Source organism: Arthrobacter sp. 754, assembly GCF_040548695.1.
Taxonomy (GTDB): Bacteria; Actinomycetota; Actinomycetes; order Actinomycetales; family Micrococcaceae; genus Arthrobacter.
This window is the reverse complement of the sequence record NZ_JBEPSC010000003.1, coordinates 378,453-393,988: the sequence shown is the minus strand read 5'-3', so window position 1 is coordinate 393,988 and position 15,536 is coordinate 378,453. Positions and strand designations below refer to the sequence as shown.

General features: G+C 60.6%; 11 protein-coding genes. 1 reads left to right on the top strand and 10 read right to left on the bottom strand.

Features of this window, described 5'->3' with window-relative positions; all coding sequences use genetic code 11:
* Positions 1 to 92: 92 nt before the first annotated feature.
* The 10 genes from ABIA70_RS11260 to ABIA70_RS11215 all read right to left on the bottom strand — a co-directional run bounded on the left by ABIA70_RS11260 (position 93) and on the right by ABIA70_RS11215 (position 13,709).
* On the bottom strand, positions 93 to 3,554 hold the full coding sequence (locus ABIA70_RS11260) for an NAD-glutamate dehydrogenase domain-containing protein (RefSeq protein ID WP_354147645.1): 3,462 nt from the start codon (positions 3,552 to 3,554) through the stop codon (positions 93 to 95).
* Between the two features lie 31 nt (positions 3,555 to 3,585).
* The gene (locus tag ABIA70_RS11255) at positions 3,586 to 4,638 is read right to left on the bottom strand and encodes a glutamate cyclase domain-containing protein (protein WP_354147644.1); all 1,053 of its coding nucleotides are present in this window, start codon (positions 4,636 to 4,638) and stop codon (positions 3,586 to 3,588) included.
* A 1-nt stretch (position 4,639) separates the two neighbouring features.
* Entirely contained in the window at positions 4,640 to 5,926 is a 1,287-nt protein-coding gene (locus tag ABIA70_RS11250) for an aminotransferase class I/II-fold pyridoxal phosphate-dependent enzyme (protein ID WP_354147643.1), read from the bottom strand.
* Positions 5,916 to 7,043, bottom strand: coding sequence for a glutamate cyclase domain-containing protein (locus tag ABIA70_RS11245; protein ID WP_354147642.1), 1,128 nt, complete (start codon positions 7,041 to 7,043; stop codon positions 5,916 to 5,918). Before ABIA70_RS11245 ends, ABIA70_RS11250 begins: the two co-directional genes overlap by 11 nt.
* A gap of 2 nt (positions 7,044 to 7,045) precedes the next feature.
* On the bottom strand, positions 7,046 to 8,356 hold the full coding sequence (locus ABIA70_RS11240) for an MFS transporter (RefSeq protein WP_354147641.1): 1,311 nt from the start codon (positions 8,354 to 8,356) through the stop codon (positions 7,046 to 7,048).
* 145 nt (positions 8,357 to 8,501) lie between these two features.
* Positions 8,502 to 9,974, bottom strand: a complete 1,473-nt coding sequence (locus ABIA70_RS11235) for an aldehyde dehydrogenase family protein (RefSeq protein ID WP_354147640.1) — start codon at positions 9,972 to 9,974, stop codon at positions 8,502 to 8,504.
* A gap of 3 nt (positions 9,975 to 9,977) precedes the next feature.
* Positions 9,978 to 10,874, bottom strand: coding sequence for an NAD(P)-dependent oxidoreductase (locus ABIA70_RS11230; protein WP_354147639.1), 897 nt, complete (start codon positions 10,872 to 10,874; stop codon positions 9,978 to 9,980).
* A 172-nt stretch (positions 10,875 to 11,046) separates the two neighbouring features.
* The gene (locus ABIA70_RS11225) at positions 11,047 to 11,832 is read right to left on the bottom strand and encodes an amino acid ABC transporter ATP-binding protein (protein ID WP_354147638.1); all 786 of its coding nucleotides are present in this window, start codon (positions 11,830 to 11,832) and stop codon (positions 11,047 to 11,049) included.
* A complete protein-coding gene (locus ABIA70_RS11220; protein WP_354147637.1) occupies positions 11,816 to 12,649 on the bottom strand; it encodes an amino acid ABC transporter permease in 834 nt (277 codons plus the stop codon). The genes ABIA70_RS11225 and ABIA70_RS11220 overlap by 17 nt, the downstream gene beginning before the upstream one ends.
* Before the next feature lie 100 nt (positions 12,650 to 12,749).
* Positions 12,750 to 13,709, bottom strand: a complete 960-nt coding sequence (locus ABIA70_RS11215; protein ID WP_354147636.1) for an ABC transporter substrate-binding protein — start codon at positions 13,707 to 13,709, stop codon at positions 12,750 to 12,752.
* 220 nt (positions 13,710 to 13,929) lie between these two features.
* Between ABIA70_RS11215 and ABIA70_RS11210 the strand changes: the two genes are divergently transcribed.
* Positions 13,930 to 14,910, top strand: a complete 981-nt coding sequence (locus ABIA70_RS11210; protein WP_354147635.1) for a LysR family transcriptional regulator — start codon at positions 13,930 to 13,932, stop codon at positions 14,908 to 14,910.
* Positions 14,911 to 15,536: the final 626 nt, after the last annotated feature.

Here is a 15,536-nt window from a genome sequence, read left to right as displayed (position 1 = left end):
GGGTGATTTGGCATTTGGCTTGTTGGCATTCAGTGGGAGAGTCAAAGTCTGGATCCTGTTCTGTGCCGGGTCGTGGCGTGCTGCGTGGCGGGTCAGTGGGTGCTGAAGGCGGCCGTTCGGAGACTGCGAAGGGTGCGAAGGACGATGGTGAGGATTTCGAAGTTTCTGTTGGTCGAGGTCTCGCCGGTGAGTTCCGTGAGAGCTTCTGCAATGAGTCCGAGACGGCTGGCGATGGCGGGGCCGCTTCTCTGCTCCGAGACGTCATCGCGCGGTGTAGCCAGGGCTCCGGCTGCGCTGATGAGGACGTCGTAGAAGTCTTCGCGGAGCGCGGCCCGTGCCATTGTTTCCCAAGGGTCGGTGCGTGGCAGTGAGTCGATTCTGCTCAGGAGGCGTCGGCCGTCGATTTGTTCGAAGAGGTTGAAGTACGTTGCGGCCAGCGCGGCTGGTGCTACGCTTGCGGGCGCGGCCGAGCGGGTGATGTCCAGAAGCGGATAGTGGTAAAGCAACGCAGCAGCTTGGTGTGCCAGGGCGGCAGGTGCTCCCTTGGCTTCTAGTTCAGCAGCGCCGGCTTGGATGTCTTGAAGCTGGTTGGGCTGCAGCAGTGTGTGCAGTTGGCGAGTGAGGTTCGCGACGGGCTGGCGGTATCGTTCGATTTCTGCCGAGACATCCAGGGTTCCTGTTTGATGTTTGAGGAACCAGCGGCTGGACCTGTCCAGAAGGCGCCGCATGATCCGGTCCATGCGTTCTTGGGTTGATGACGGCACGTGTCCGTCAAGGCTGCGGATAACACTGAAGAATTCCGGTTGGTTCCAGATCCCGGCTGAAATGAAGTAGGCCCGCACGGCATCGGCTTCGCTGACTCCTGTCTCCTCGCAGAGACGGAAGACGAAGGTGATACCCGAGTGGTTGAGGATCCTGTTTGCAAGGGACGTGGCGATGATTTCCCTTTTCAGCGGGTGCGCCTGCAAGTGCTTCTGGGCATGTTCTAGCAGTTGATGGGGAAAGTATGCCGTCAGTTCCTGCTGCGCCCACTGTTCGTCCGGGATGCCGCTGGTAAGGATCTCGTGGCTGAGGGATGATTTCATGTGGGCCAGCAGAATACTGATTTCTGGCCTTGTCAGGCTTTTGCCGTGCTCCAGACGCTGGAGGACTTCCTGGTCGCTTGGCATGGCATCCAGTTGGCGGTGCAGTCGGCCTTTGCTTTCCATGAACTTCATTGCCCGGAGGTAGACATGGGTCATCGAACTGCTGTGTCCCGCGGTCGTTCCCAGCGCAAAGTTTTGTTCGTAGTTGTTGGCGAGGACTGACTGTGCCACATCATCGGTCATGCCGCTGAGTAGCGCGGTCCGTTCGGTGGCGGCGATATCTCCTGCCGCGACAGCGGAATCCAGCAATATTTTGATGTTGACTTCGTGGTCGGAGCAGTCAACTCCGGCAGAGTTGTCGACCGCGTCGGTATTGATCCGGATTCCGCTTAAGGAGGCTTCGACCCTTCCTCGGGGAGAAACCCCGAGGTTTCCGCCTTCGCCAATGATTTTTGCCCTGACCTCGTTCGCGCTAATTCGGACGGTGTCATTTGCTTTGTCCATCGCTTGAAGGTCGGATTCTTCACTGTGCTTGATGTAGGTGCCGACGCCGCCGTTGAAGAGCAGTGTGGCGGGCGCCTTCAGGATTACCTTGATGAGGTCCTCGGGCGTGAGTGTGACGGGCCCTTCGTATCCGAGTGCGTTTGCGGCCTGTGGCGAGATACGGACTATTTTGGCGTTTCGGGAGAATATGCCTCCTCCTGGTGATATGACGCCGCGGTCGTACTCGTTCCAGGAAGAGCGGTCAAGTGCAAATAGCCGTGCTCGCTCTTGGAATGACAGCTCCGGGTTCGGTGTCGGGTCCAGGAAGATGTCACGGTGATCGAAAGCCGCTTTTAGCGCGATCTTATCTGTGTAGAGCATGCCGTTACCGAAGACGTCCCCGCTCATGTCGCCAATCCCAATGGTGTCGATGACGGCCGATTCCCACGGGACGTCGGACTCCATTAGATGCCGTTTGATTGATTCCCAAGTGCCGCGGGCGGTGATTCCCATCGCCTTGTGGTCATAGCCGGCTGTCCCACCGGAAGCGAAAGCGTCGTTGAGCCAGTACCCGTGCCCCGCGGCAATCTCGTTGGCGAGATCCGAGAAGCGCGCCGTTCCCTTGTCGGCGGCCACGACCAGATAGGGGTCCTCGGCGTCATGCGTTACGACATCGTCCGGTGGCTGGACAGTCCGGCCGTTACCCGAAGCGATCACGTTATCGGTCAGATCCAACAATCCGTTGATGAAGAGTTTGTAGGCGTCCCGCTCAGGGCTGTCCACTGGGCCTGTCCCCGAGGCAGCTTTGACGTAGAAACAGCCCTTTGCGCCGGTTGGCACGATTACAGCGTTCTTGACGACCTGGGCCTTGACGAGATCCAGAGCTTCAGTGCGGAAGTCTTCCCGGCGGTCACTCCAGCGAAGACCCCCTCGGGCGATGGAGCCAAACCGGAGGTGGATTCCTTCTACTGTGGGCGCGTAAACCCAAATCTCGTGCTCGGGGCGAGGTTCCGGCAACAGCGGCAGCTGCCCGGAAGCGATTTTCAGGGCAATGTAGTTTTTGGCTTCACCTCCCGGAAGGGACTGGTAGAAATTCGTTCGCATAGTTGCCTGGATGGCCTCCATGTAGGAACGGATGATTCTGTCGTCGTCCCGTGCTGTGATGTCGTCGAGTTTTTCGAGAATGGCGTTTAGGGCCGGCTCTGCTGGTCGGCCTTCGTGGTCCTCGTCAGGTGCGAAGCGGGCACGAAAGTATGAAAGAAGGTCCGCCGTTAGGGAACTGTGTACGGCCAGGACATGGGCGACGCGTTCCAGTGAAAAGCTAAGACCGCATTGTCTGAGGTACCGAAAGTAGGCGCGAAGCAGGAGAGCTTCACGGTACGAGAAACCCGCTGCTGGAACGAGCGCGTGGAAGGCATCAGATTCTGTCTGCCCGGTCCATACTGCCCGCATCGTCTGTTCAACCCGAGTGCGAAGGTCTTCGCTGTCGGGCTGATTGATTGTGGTGCTGATGCCCAGATCGTAAATCCAGACCGCTGGATGTCCCTCCGGAGCCAGCCGGTAAGGCCTTTCATCGTTGATCAGAATGCCCAGATGCCGGAGAGGCGGGACGATGTCTTCGAGGGATAGTTCCGCCGAGGTGATGATCTTCAATCTCCCGTTGCCAGACGCGAAGTGTGGCCGGGAGAACCGAAGGACGTAGCCCGGGCGTCCGTTGGTGTCCTGCAATCCTTCAATGGAAAGGCAGTCCCCGACCGCTTCGGCGGCAGTAAAGATTTCCCGGTATGAGAGGGGGAACGCGCCGATCCAACGGATCAGCACATCCGCCCGGTCTCCGGTGAGTCCTGCAAGCCGCCTGAACTGTGCGTCCCAGTCTGTGATCCAAGCAGCTAGGCAGGAGGATGCTTCGGAGTGGTTTTCCGGTCGGTGGGTTTCACCTTCCGCGTTGGCATGGTCGTGGAACTGGTCTTCGGTCAGGTGCGGCATTGGGTCTTCTTTGATCCTGATGAGGGGTGGTTTATGTGGTAGCCAGGCTCGCCATGACAACGGCGGAGAGGAGTTCCACGACCGCAAGGTGTGTGGAAATCTCGATGTTGTCGACCTTGGCGTCGACGATTCCTACGACAGAGTTAATGAGGCCGACGTCGACACCGCGGCGAAGCAGGGCAGCCTCAAGGTGAGGAGTGTGGACGAGCCGGTGGTTGCCGAGGCGGGTGGCCAGTGCGGCAGCGATAGCGTAGCAGCCCCAGTTGGAGCAGGCCGCCGTCACCAGTGCTTCAACCCTGGTGGTGGCGCCCAGCCCTCCACCGCAGGCGCAGGAACCGTCTGCACCGTGGGGGATGTGTGCTGCAACCGCATCGGAGACGTTACCCATTCCGATTTCGTTGCCGCCGTCCCCAACAGCCACGGTGGGGACGCCCAAGTCATGGGCAAGGTCGAACACGTGGTCCACGCGTGCCCGGTCTTGGCCGAAGTTCACGCCGCGCATGTTGTAGTAGAAGCCGTTCCTGTTCCGGCCAACGCGTTCGGTGGAGAACAGCAGGGCCGGCTCGTATTCTTCAAGGACCTGCCGTGCCGCCGCGGGAGCCTCGTCGTCGTTGGTTGTGAACGGAACAAGTGCAACAGCCAACAGCGTCCCGCCCATGTTGGCTTCACGGGCCTTGTCCGGCGGGAGGACCGTGAGGCCGGCCGTTTCGAAGATCGGTCCCAGCGACGGAATGAGGGTTTCCTCTGCGAGAACAATCGGGGTGACGCGTTTGCCCAAGGCCAGCGCCCTGGCGATGACCGCGGCGCCGGCCGGTCCGTCGTTCTCTCCAATGGTCGGTGAGATCCAGGCGCGGGAGACCGATCCTGTTGTCATCAGTACGGTGGACTTGTCGGGAACGGCGGCGAGAAGATCAGCGGCCCGCCCCACCAGGGGCCAGCCGTCCTGCGTTTGCAAGGCAGCTTCATAAAGGTGCTCCACACCTCGACCGCCGATGTCGACGTTAACGATGCGGTCGAGCCTTCTGTCCTGCGGGGACAGTGTCCGGCTCAGTGCAGATGGTTCGTAGGTGGTCAGTTCAGGCATTTTAGCTCCCAAGGATGAGGGTGGACATGGCGTGGGTGTCGTTGAATTTGACGGCTAGCGCATCAAGGGACTCGTCAACTGCCGATGCGACCTTCAGCGGTCCGCCGGTTCTGCGCAGGGCGTCGAGAGTCGGCTTTAGCCGCAGGGAAACCCGTGCCCCTGGCTGACCGTGTGTGTTGACAGTCAGGATGCCATGCTCGCGGAGCAGAATTGCTCCAAGGGCCGACGTGGTCTCGGCGGGCACCAGGGTCGTTTCGGTGAGACCGGACCTCTGCAGAGCGATCGCGTGGACATCGTCCTCGTGGATCATGGGGCCCAGATCGCTTCGTTCGACAACAGCACCCAACCGTGCTTCCAGTGCGTCGGAGATTTCCTGCCCCGATGCCGATTCGGTGAGGAGGTCTTGCGGGTTGAAACCTTGGAGTGAGCGCAGGGCGCCGGCGGCGATGGGAGCGCGTGCTTCTGCCCCGACCTCGGAGGCTTTTGCCGAGGCGGCAGCGACCAGATCGGGACGGCCAACCATGATGCCTGCACGCGGACCGGCCAGTCCGGCCTTATCGCAGTTTGTGATGCTGATATCCGCACCGAGCTGCAGGGAGGGCACGCCGCCGTGGAGGACGGTTCGCAGGCGGGCGCCGTAGGCTTCATCGAGGAGGACGACGGCTCCTTCGGCCTGGGCGAAGCCGACGGCAGTGAGGGTGTCCTGGTCTGCCAGCCGTTCAAGACTGGAAGTCACGGTGGTGACGATCACCAGCGCCGGACGGCTGGCGCGGATGATTTCGCGCCAGTCCTGGTCGATGGCGACTTCGTGACAAAGAACGCCGGCAAGCCTCGCTCCCCGCGGCACGGACGCGTGGGACCGGGCCCCTGCCGGGACGACGGACACGACCGGCTGGTCGGCGGCGAGAGCGCAGATAGCGGCGATGATGCCAGCTGTGGTCCTGTTGAACGCGGCCGCTGCGTCATCCGGGCGTCCGCCGAGGTGACTGATGGCTGCGTCCTTTAGCTCATCGGCGAACAAGCCCGGACCGACCCATTCCTCGGCATACGTTGCCAGGTCCTCAGGCCGGAGGGGAAGGTCTCGTTGGTTGCCGGTGTAGACCGCCACTGCATCTGCCCCTGAGGCCCGCACCCGTTGGGCAGCGATGGCCTGCCCGTGCCTCAGGCGGCGGCCTTCTGCAATGCTGGAGTCGATGATGGTTCCGCGTGCGTAACCGACCATGGGGTCGATGGGGTTGCCAAAGCGGTCTGTTTTGACCGTTGACACTGTGGCTTGGTTAGCTGACAAAACGGCTCCTATGTGGTGCTGCGGGTGTCGCGAAGACCGGAGTTGGTTGAGGCCCGATTGTTGTGGTTCGTGCCAAGGTAGTGGCTGCGATGGTCTTCATGAGGGCGATGACGTGCTGATGGGTCTCCAGCGGGATTCCATCTGTCTGCAGTGCCGTGGATCCGGTGGCTCCGTCTCGTGCTCCTGCTGCGATGCAAGCCCGGAGCAGGAGGTCTTCTTCTTCCGGGGTATGGCATACTTCGGTGTCGCCGAAGCTGGCGGCCAGACCGGCGGTGAGGGCGTAAGCTCCCCAGTTGGAGACTGATGCGCTGATGGTCACCTGGGTCTTGGTGACGGTGTAGATCCCTGAGTCGCAGCCCGACCGGCAGGTGCCGTCGCCCGGGAGCCTGCTGGCGATGCGGCGCCGGTGGGCGCCAAATCCGATTTCGTTGCCGCCGTCCCCGATGCCGATGGTCAAGACCGAAGACCTGTTGGCCAGGTTGGCCAAGTGGTGGAGTTGGGCCACGTCGTTGGCGGAGCGACAGTCTCCCCGCACACCGTGAAACCGTCCTTGGGTACCGGGGCCATCCCTTTCGATGAAGATCACGGCTGTGGGCCGGTACAGCGTGATGAGCCGCTGGGCTGCCTGTCGGCCTTCCTTTTCCCCGGCCTCTACCAGTTCGATTTCCGGGCGGGCACCCTGGGGGTAGGTGAGGGCATCGATGGCTGCCCTGACCGCGGGCTCGTGACGGGCTTCGGTGACGAAGACGATTCTGGCCTTCAATGTCGAGGCAATAGCCCGGCCGAGTACCGCAGCCCCCATCGGCCCGTCCGTCTCACCCTCTGGAAGCCAGGGGCCGATGCCTGCCCCGGTGGCGATGAGCACGGTTGAATTGGTTACTACAGAAGCGTGCAGCCTTCGTTCAGCAAGCCCGGTAAGTGGCTCTCCGAAATAGTCGCGGCATGCGCCGTACAGGCCCGAGACGATTCCGGCGGGGAGCTTGCCGTCTGCTGGCCTAATTTCAATGGTCATGAGCCGGTCAAGGCTTTCCATCACGGCAGCGAGGTGGCGTTCGTCGGCGACTGGGGCGGCGGTGGGTGCTTCGTCGAGCGCGGGAGTAACGGATTGGCTTGTCATGGCTAGTGGTCGATCCGGCTCTTGTACGTTTCCTTTAGCAGGAACGTGCAGGTGACACTGATGGCGGCCGCGATGACGACGTATACGGCGACGAGCTTTGATTCACCGGTGGTGCTTACCAACCATGCTGCGACGAGGGGTGTCGGTGCGCTCGAGATGATTCCCGAGAGCTGGTAGGCCAGGGAGGAACCGGTGTAGCGGTAGCGGGACGGGTACTGCTCGGCGTAGATGACTGCGTGCAGGGAACCGGTGGAAGCGTGTCCGATGCCAAGACCCAGGATGAGTGCAATCCAGACGAGGGGCTCGGAGGCTGATTCCAGGAGCCAGAAGAAGGGGAAGGCGTAGAGGCCGAGGAACAGGGATCCTGCTCCGTACACCTTCTTCCGTCCGAAGCGGTCTGAGAGCCATCCGAAAACGGGCTGGAGGCAGAGGTCCACGGCGGCACCCATCAGCAGGCCGGTCACAGCCCAGGTCCTGGGCAGGTGAAGGGTTTCAGTCACATAAACGAGCGAGTAAACGGTGATCAGGAAGTAGCCGACGTTTGCTGCGCTCTGCAGGAAAACAAGGTTCAGGGTGCGGCGCTTGTCGTTGGCCAGGACTTCGCGGATGGGCAGCTTGGCGACTTGGCCTTCTTGTTTCACCTTCTTGAAGGCGTCGGATTCGGAAACTGCAAGGCGGATGTACATGCCGACAACCAGGAGCAGGAAGCTGGCCAGGAAGGGGACACGCCACCCCCAGCTGAAGAACGCTTCATCGGGGAGAGCTGAGACAGCGGCGAAGGCGCCGGTGGAGAGCAGCAGCCCGGCGGGAACACCCATCTGCATTGTTGCCCCGAAGAGGCCGCGACGGCCGTCGGGTGCGTGTTCGACGGACATGAGGGCGGCGCCGCCCCACTCGCCGCCGAGGGCGAAGCCCTGGAAGACACGAAGGACGATCAGGAGGACAGGGGCCCATATGCCGATAGCGTCCTCTTCGGGAATGAGCCCAATGAGGCCGGTGCACAGGCCCATGATCATCAGTGTCAGGATCAGCATTTTTTTGCGGCCGAGTTTGTCGCCGAAGTGTCCGATGACGACGCCACCAACAGGCCGCAGCAGGAAGGCCACAGCGAAAGTTGCCAGCGAACTCAGGGTGGCGACGGCCGGCTCCAGGTCCGAGAAGAACACCCGGGGGAAGATCAGTGACGCGGCCGTCCCGTAGAGGAAGTAGTCGTACCATTCGATGGTCGTTCCGATGAATGAACTGGCGGCGGCTTTGACTGAGACTTTGCCCTTGGTGTCAACCGGAACCGGTTCGATTACACCTTGACTCATGATGGGTCCTTTCAGTCCGGGGCTATTGCCGGAACAGGCTGGGTAGGAAGGGCTTGTGCGGCGTTTCGGGCCGTACGGCCGGTATGGCCTGTGGATGGCGGGAGAAGGCGGGTGGGGAGTCCTGCGCACCTTCTCCCGCCGGCCTTTAGAGAGCGATGGTGACGCTCTTGCGCTGGGTGTAGCTTTCGAGGGCTCCTTCGATGGAGTACTCGGCACCGATGCCGCTTTGTTTGCGGCCACCATAGGACATGCCCGGGAGCTGCCCGCCGGCTCGATTGATCTGAACCCACCCGGCGTCGACGTTTTCTGCCATCCGGAGGGCTGTGGTCAGGTCCTGGGTGAAAACATAGGCGGCAAGCCCGTAGTGGGTGTCGTTGGCCCATGCGGTCACTTCAGCTTCGGTCTGCCAGGGGATGGCGACCAGCACGGGGCCGAAAACCTCTTCACGGGCGATCCGCCAGGTGTTGTCCACGCCGGCGATGACGGTGGGTTTCAGCTGAAGCGGCGTCGTCCCGTCCAGGCCAGCGGAGGGGCCGCCGGTCAGGAATTGTGCACCCTGCTCTTCGGCTTCCCGGACGAATTCGGAAATCTCCTGGTACCTGGTGGTGTTGATGACCGCGCCCATGTCGGTGGCCTCGTCGAGGGCGTCACCGATGACGAGGTCCTCCACTGCAGCGATGACCTTGGGCATAAAGTCATCCCAGATATCGGCGTGGACAAAGAGCCGGGAGCCGGCAGTGCATGACTGGCCCTGCCGGGCAAAACGCATCGCTGCAACAATGTTCTTTGCCGTCTCCTCGGTGTTGCTGTCCGGGAAGACAATTGCGGGGCTCTTGCCGCCAAGTTCCAGAGTTGCGTGACCGATGCGGTCTGCTACTGCGTGCAGGACGCCGCGGCCGACTTCACTGGAACCGGTGAAGGAGACTTTAGCAACGTCCGGATGCCCGGCCAGGGCTGCGCCGGCGTCGGACCCGCGCCCGGTGACGAGGTTGAGAACGCCGGCGGGGAGGATTTCAGCGGCGAGTTCGCAAACCCGGATGACGGCCAGGGGTGCGTCCTCCGCTGGTTTGAGGATCAGCGTGTTGCCGGTGGCCAGGGCCATACCAATCTTTACGGCACCGAGCACCAGCGGGGAGTTCCACGGGATGATGGCTGCGACAACACCGAGGGGGTCGCGGGTGGAGTAGCTGAACAGTCCTTGCCCGAGGGGAAGTGTTTCGCCCTTTTGTTCTGAGGCGGTGCCGCCGTAGTAGCGGAGCACCTCGACGGTGGAGGCTACTTCGCCGCGGGACTGGGTTCGGATCGCGTTACCGGTCTCAGAAGCGAGAAGACGGGCTATGTCCTCTGCGTTCTCAGCTACGGCGTTGCCGAGGCGGGTCAGGAATGCTCCGCGTTCACGGGCTGGCAACAGATGCCAGGACTTGAAGGCTTCTGCCGCAGAGGCGACAGCACGGTCAACGTCGGCTGCGGTGCTGCGTCCGATGGTGGCAACAGTGCTGCGGTTGCTGGGGTTTTGGACTTCCAGGGTTCCGCCGTCTTTCGGATCGATCCACTGTCCGTCAATCAGAAGGCCGGTTGATCCCTTGGTGGGAAGCACGAGGTTCGTTTGCGCGGTCATGCGTTAGTTCTCCTTGGTTTGTGCAATCAGCTGCAGGCCGAACAGCTCTTCGTAAATTTCATTGACGCCAGTCGAATCCTGGCCTCCCAGCCCCTTCGCCCGCGCTGCGTTATACGTCTGCATGACGAGCTGACTGAGTGGCATTGGGAACTGCCCAAATTCCTTCAGGCACAGGCTGATGTCCTTGTGCATCAGGTCAAGCGCGAACAGCGGCGGCCGTTCCTCCGTGAAGAGCGTCTTGCCGAAGTGGTCCAGCATCTTGCTGCCTGCTAGACCGGCTCCGAACACCTCGGTGAGGGTTTCAAGGTCGCCGCCAGCCTTCACCGCGGCCGCCAGTACCTCACCTGCCGCCACCGTGTTGATGGCAACCAGCATGTTGTGGCTGAGCTTTGTCAGCTGCCCGGACCCAACGGGACCGCAGTGAACAATGCGTGCGGCGATTTTCTCGAGGTAGGGGCGGACGTTCGCGAGGTCCTCATCGCTGGCCCCGACCATGGTCAGAAGGGTTCCCGCGGCGGCGCCAGCGACTCCTCCGCTGACGGGCGCGTCGAGGAAGTGACCACCTTGGGCCTCCACGGTCGCAGCGAGAGCGCGCGCGGTTTCAGGGTCGACGGTACTGAAGTCGACGATGGTGACACCTGCAGCGGCACCGGCAAGCACGCCGTCCGGTCCCTCAACGGCGTCCCTGAGGATCGCTGGGTTGGGCAGGCTGGTGAAAACAGCTTCGGCGCCCTGGGCAGCCTTCGCCGGCGATGAGGCCGCAATTGCCTCCTGCTGCACAAGAGCGTCAACAGCATCGGTGTTCGGGTCGAAGATCTGTACGGTGTGCCCGGCGCCGAGGAGCCTGGCCGCCATTCCGGAGCCCATTCGGCCGACGCCGATGAATGTGAGTGTAGCCATGAGATTTCTCTTTCTGGTTCGTGTCCTTCTGCCTGCAGATGGACTGCCTGGACAGAGATTGCAAGTACTTATTTCAGAATGCACGGTCAAAAGCGTTAGGTAAAGAGGTCAAAAACTACCCCTATATGAAACTCACACTTACGCTAAAGCCTGTGCAGGTTGGCGGCTAGGGTTAAGACAGGGTTCGGCGGAGGAATTGCCTGGCCCGGTCGGTCTGTGGATTGGTCAGCACCTGGGCAGCCGTACCTTCTTCAGCCACGACTCCGCCGTCAAGGAAAATTACTCGGTCAGCCACTTCACGTGCGAAGGCGATCTCGTGCGTGACGATCAGCATGGTCATGCCTCTTTCAGCCAGGAGCGTCATGGCTTTAAGGACTTCGCCTACGAGCTCGGGGTCGAGTGCTGACGTGGGTTCATCAAAAAGAAGACAGTCAGGGTTCATGAGGACTGCTCTGGCTATGGCCACTCGTTGCCGTTGTCCGCCGGAGAGTTGGGAAGGGTAGGCGTCTCCCCTGCCCTCAAGGCCGAGCGCCGCCAAGAAGTCCAGCCCTTCTTTTTCGACGTCTTTTCTAGGCCGCCGCTGAACAGTGACAGGGCCTTCGACAAGGTTTTGCAGCACCGTCATGTGCGGGAACAGGTTGAAGTGCTGAAAGACCATTGCGAGGCGGGAGCGCTGAACTGACATTGCCCGTTCGTTGAGCTCGTGGAACTTCCCGTGCTTTATTTCGTACCCAACGGGTTGCTCGCGGTTGAAGACGAAGCCGCGATCGGGGCGTTCCAGCCGGTTGATGCAGCGAAGCAGGGTGGATTTGCCTGCGCCGGAGGGGCCAATGATGCAAACCACTTCCCCACGGCGTACCTTCAGATCGATTCCGCGAAGGATCTTGGTCGTTCCGTAGCTTTTCTGAAGGCCGCTGACGCGAATGAAGTCGGCGTCGCTCTCAGGTGAGTGGGTCATCTGTTTTCTCCCTCATGAATGGTGGCGTGGAAAGACCGCGCCCAATTCGTTTTCTCATGTTGATTCGGGTACTTCCTCCGTGGATCCGGCGCTCAAGCAGCGCCTGGAGGAATGTCAGGACCGCGACCACGATGAGGTACCAAATGGTGGCTGCCAGCAGGAGCTCAATCACCAGCAGGTTGTAAGAGGCGACGATCTGGGAGCCTCTGAGAAGGTCGACAAAGCCAATCACGGACGCTATGGAACTGCCTTTGACGAGCCCGATGAAGTTATTGCCCATAGGCGGCACGATCACTCGCATGGCCTGCGGAATGATCACTCGCGACATCCGCTGAAAGGGGGTATGGCCGATTGACTTGGAAGCTTCAGTCTGTCCGATGTCGACGCTTGTGATTCCGGCGCGCACGATCTCAGCGATGTAGGCAGATTCGTTCAGAGCCAGCGCGACGAATGCTGCCGTGGCTGCAGTTAGTATGTCATTCGTTGAGATGTCGAGAAATGGACCTGCCGCGAAAGGAACTTGGAGCGTCAACCGCGGGAAGACCAAGGCGGCGTTATAGAGAAGCAGGAGCAGCACGAGAGCCGGGATCGCGCGGAAGAGCCATATCCAGGCGATTGCAAACCAGCGCGCAACGGGATTCTCCGAGAGGTTCAGCAGGGCAATTGCTGTCCCCAAGACAACCGCGGCAACCATGGAAGCGACGGACAGGACCACCGTTCCAGCAAGCCCTTCCAGGAGGCGTGGAGCGAAGAGGAAACCGGGAACTGATGCATAGTCGATCCGGCCGCCGGCCGCTGCCCAGAGGAAGGTGACCACGGCTAGGAGGATAAGCGCCCCCGTTACCCACCGGCCCACGTGCCGCAGGGGAACGACGGGAACTTCGGTTTCTGGTTTTTGCGTTGTTATTGTCATTGCACTACTTGCCGCCGTTTATGACCGAAGACTTAACTTCCAGGTCTTGAAGGTTCCATGCCTTCATGATCTTGGAATAGGTGCCGTCGTCGATGAGTGACTGCAGAGAACGCTGAACGGCAGTCGTCAGTTCTTTTCGTTCTTTGCTAAATCCAAATCCTGTTGGCTTCATGTCGATAATTTCGTCGTCGATCAGGTCGAAAGCTTTACCGTCATTGACGGAGGTGGCGATATAGCTCAGAGTGGCCAGATCGCCGGGGAGGAAGTTGATACGTCCGGATCGGAGCTGGGACTGCATCTGCGAGGTGTCTTCGGTCTCCGTGAGACCGATCGGTTTTTTGCCCGCTGCTACGCAGTTGTCGCTCCACTTGCGTGCACGGTCGACCGTGATGGTGCCCGTGACCGCGGCAGTCGAGAGCCCGCACAGGGAATCTGGCTTGGAGACCTTGTCGGGATTCCCCTCCGGGACAAGAAACACGACGCCGTCCATTCGATAGTCAACGAAGTCGATCTCCTGCTGGCGTTTCGCCGTGTCACTCATGCCGGCGTTGAGAGTGTGGATGCGGCCGGACTTTAGGCCGGGGATAAGGGCCGCATAATCGATGTCGGCATGTTCCGGTCGCAGCCCGAGGCGCTTGGCCACTGCAACGGCGAGATCCCAATCATGCCCGACCAGGGTCGTGCCGTCTGCCGCATAGAAGTTGAGGGCGGGGAACGTCGCCGGGCTACCTACCACGAGGGTTCCCCGGTCCTTGATGTCTGCGGGTAGGAGCGCTGCCAGAGCTGGATCGGAGGCGATGGCGCCCGTCACCTCGGATGTATCGACAACTCCCGGGCCTAGCTTGCCGGACGATGTTTCAGCAGCATTTCCCGTTGGAGAAGTCGGGGTGGAACATCCGGCCAGGGTGGCGCTTACTAGCAGCCCTGCGGCAAGGATGAGTTGGGTGATTTGGGATCGGTTCATTGGTTCTTCCATCTCAAAAATTGGAGTGATGAGCGGTGGAGTTCGGTCGCTGATGGGACCGGAGCGTACCGGTGCTGGAGTTGATCCACATCACACCGCTTGGCGTAAACAAAAGGCTAGGGCGTCCAATGAGTCGGCACAAGCGTCTTTTTCTTGCCTAATGCGATAGAAAATGTTTCCCTAGACATACCGAGGGGTCTCGCTGGAAAGGTCGACCACCGTGATAAATGTTCAGAGGCTTCGTCTCTTGAGAGAGCTATCCTTCTTGGGAACGATTTCGGCCGTAGCGGACTCGATGGGACTAACGAGGCCGGCAGTCTCCCAGCAGCTTTCCCAGTTGGAGAAAGATACTGGGCTGGTCCTCGTCGAGCGGGCTGGACGCAGTGTACAGCTCACGGGGGCGGGACTACGGCTTGTTGAACAGAGCCACGAAGTCTTTGAGTCCCTCGAGCGGATCGACGCTGAGATTGCGGTCACGAAGAATTCAATTTCTGGAGACATCAGGATTTCCGCATTTCCGTCGTTCTCGTCAACTGTGCTTCCGCCGGCGATGGCACTGCTGCGCTCGACCCACACCCTGCTGAAGGTCCAAATGGTCGAGCACGAGCCCGCAGAAGCACTCGTGGACTTGATGACCAAACGAGCAGATGTTGCCATCCTGGACAACTTGTCACACCAGGACCCCCGAAACGAGGCAGTCCTTTACCAGCCTCTCTTTGTAGACGACTTTTACGTCGTCATGTCCGAAAAGCATCCGTACCGCAAGCTGGACACCGTCCCCCTTCGGCACCTTGCTGAGGAGGACTGGGCATTCAATAGATCGGCGCGGTACTACCACTCATCGATCGTTGACGCCTGCTTGGCGGAAGGCTTCCGTCCCAACATCACCTGTGACTGCAAAGACACCACAACGGTCCTACAGATGGTCCGAGCCGGGCTAGCGGTATCCGTACTACCCGGGCTTGCTCTCGTTGGATCAACCAACGGACTGATCATCAGGCCCCTGGAACCCTTGATCAATCGAGAGGTACTTTTCGCTACCCTGAAGGGCAGGGCGGGGCACCCCGCAATCCTTGAGTGCTTCCGGGCAATGCGAGCCGCTTACGTGCGCCGAGTGCAACCAGGCCTAGGAACTGCAGCACTGTCGAACCAGCCTTCACTCACACTGCACGGCTTGGAATCAGAGCGCGATTCAGTCTGAGTAGATGTGGTCAGCGATCAGCTGAATGAGCGCCGAGCAACCTCAAGCAGGGGGAGCAAAGGCACGTGCGTGCGTCCGGTCGAAGTACACCTCAACCTAACACAGGCCGCCGCTTTGAGCCCCAAAGTTCCGTCGGCGCCAACACCCGGTGACAATCCTCATGGGTTATCCACTGCTACTGCTGCTCCGGGAGCTAATCTGGGCGCCAATATCCAGCGGTGGATAACCCGAATTGACCCCAACTATGGACGGAACAGAGTCACCCAGTGCAACTTGTGCGAGCCTTTGCCAAGGTTGACGGAATCTCCATTATCGGCTGTTAAATCATGGAAGTAAGAGTGGATACGAGAACACGGCTTTTTAGGCGTTTTCGCAGGTCAGGCCGCCTTTACGATGTCGCCGCAACGAAAACATCCCTACAATAACTGCGCACGGGGCTGAAGCCGTTACAGTCCCCTCGAGGGGCGCCAAGTCCGGGTGTCACGCCGGGCCGGCCGTAGGGATGCGTCCTCGACGCGCAGTAACAAATGCCAGCGCGCCCGCCAGCGCACCCGCTAGGGATATAGCGGTGGCGATCCCGTAGGCATCAGGCGAGAACTGGCGAAGGCCAAACGCGAAGGGCAACC

Coding starts and splice junctions, on each gene's coding strand:
- ABIA70_RS11260 (WP_354147645.1), bottom strand. CDS start 3,554: ATGCCGCACCTGACCGAAGACCAGTTCCACGACCATGCCAACGCGGAA.
- ABIA70_RS11255 (WP_354147644.1), bottom strand. CDS start 4,638: ATGCCTGAACTGACCACCTACGAACCATCTGCACTGAGCCGGACACTG.
- ABIA70_RS11245 (WP_354147642.1), bottom strand. CDS start 7,043: ATGACAAGCCAATCCGTTACTCCCGCGCTCGACGAAGCACCCACCGCC.
- ABIA70_RS11240 (WP_354147641.1), bottom strand. CDS start 8,356: ATGAGTCAAGGTGTAATCGAACCGGTTCCGGTTGACACCAAGGGCAAA.
- ABIA70_RS11235 (WP_354147640.1), bottom strand. CDS start 9,974: ATGACCGCGCAAACGAACCTCGTGCTTCCCACCAAGGGATCAACCGGC.
- ABIA70_RS11230 (WP_354147639.1), bottom strand. CDS start 10,874: ATGGCTACACTCACATTCATCGGCGTCGGCCGAATGGGCTCCGGAATG.
- ABIA70_RS11225 (WP_354147638.1), bottom strand. CDS start 11,832: ATGACCCACTCACCTGAGAGCGACGCCGACTTCATTCGCGTCAGCGGC.
- ABIA70_RS11215 (WP_354147636.1), bottom strand. CDS start 13,709: ATGAACCGATCCCAAATCACCCAACTCATCCTTGCCGCAGGGCTGCTA.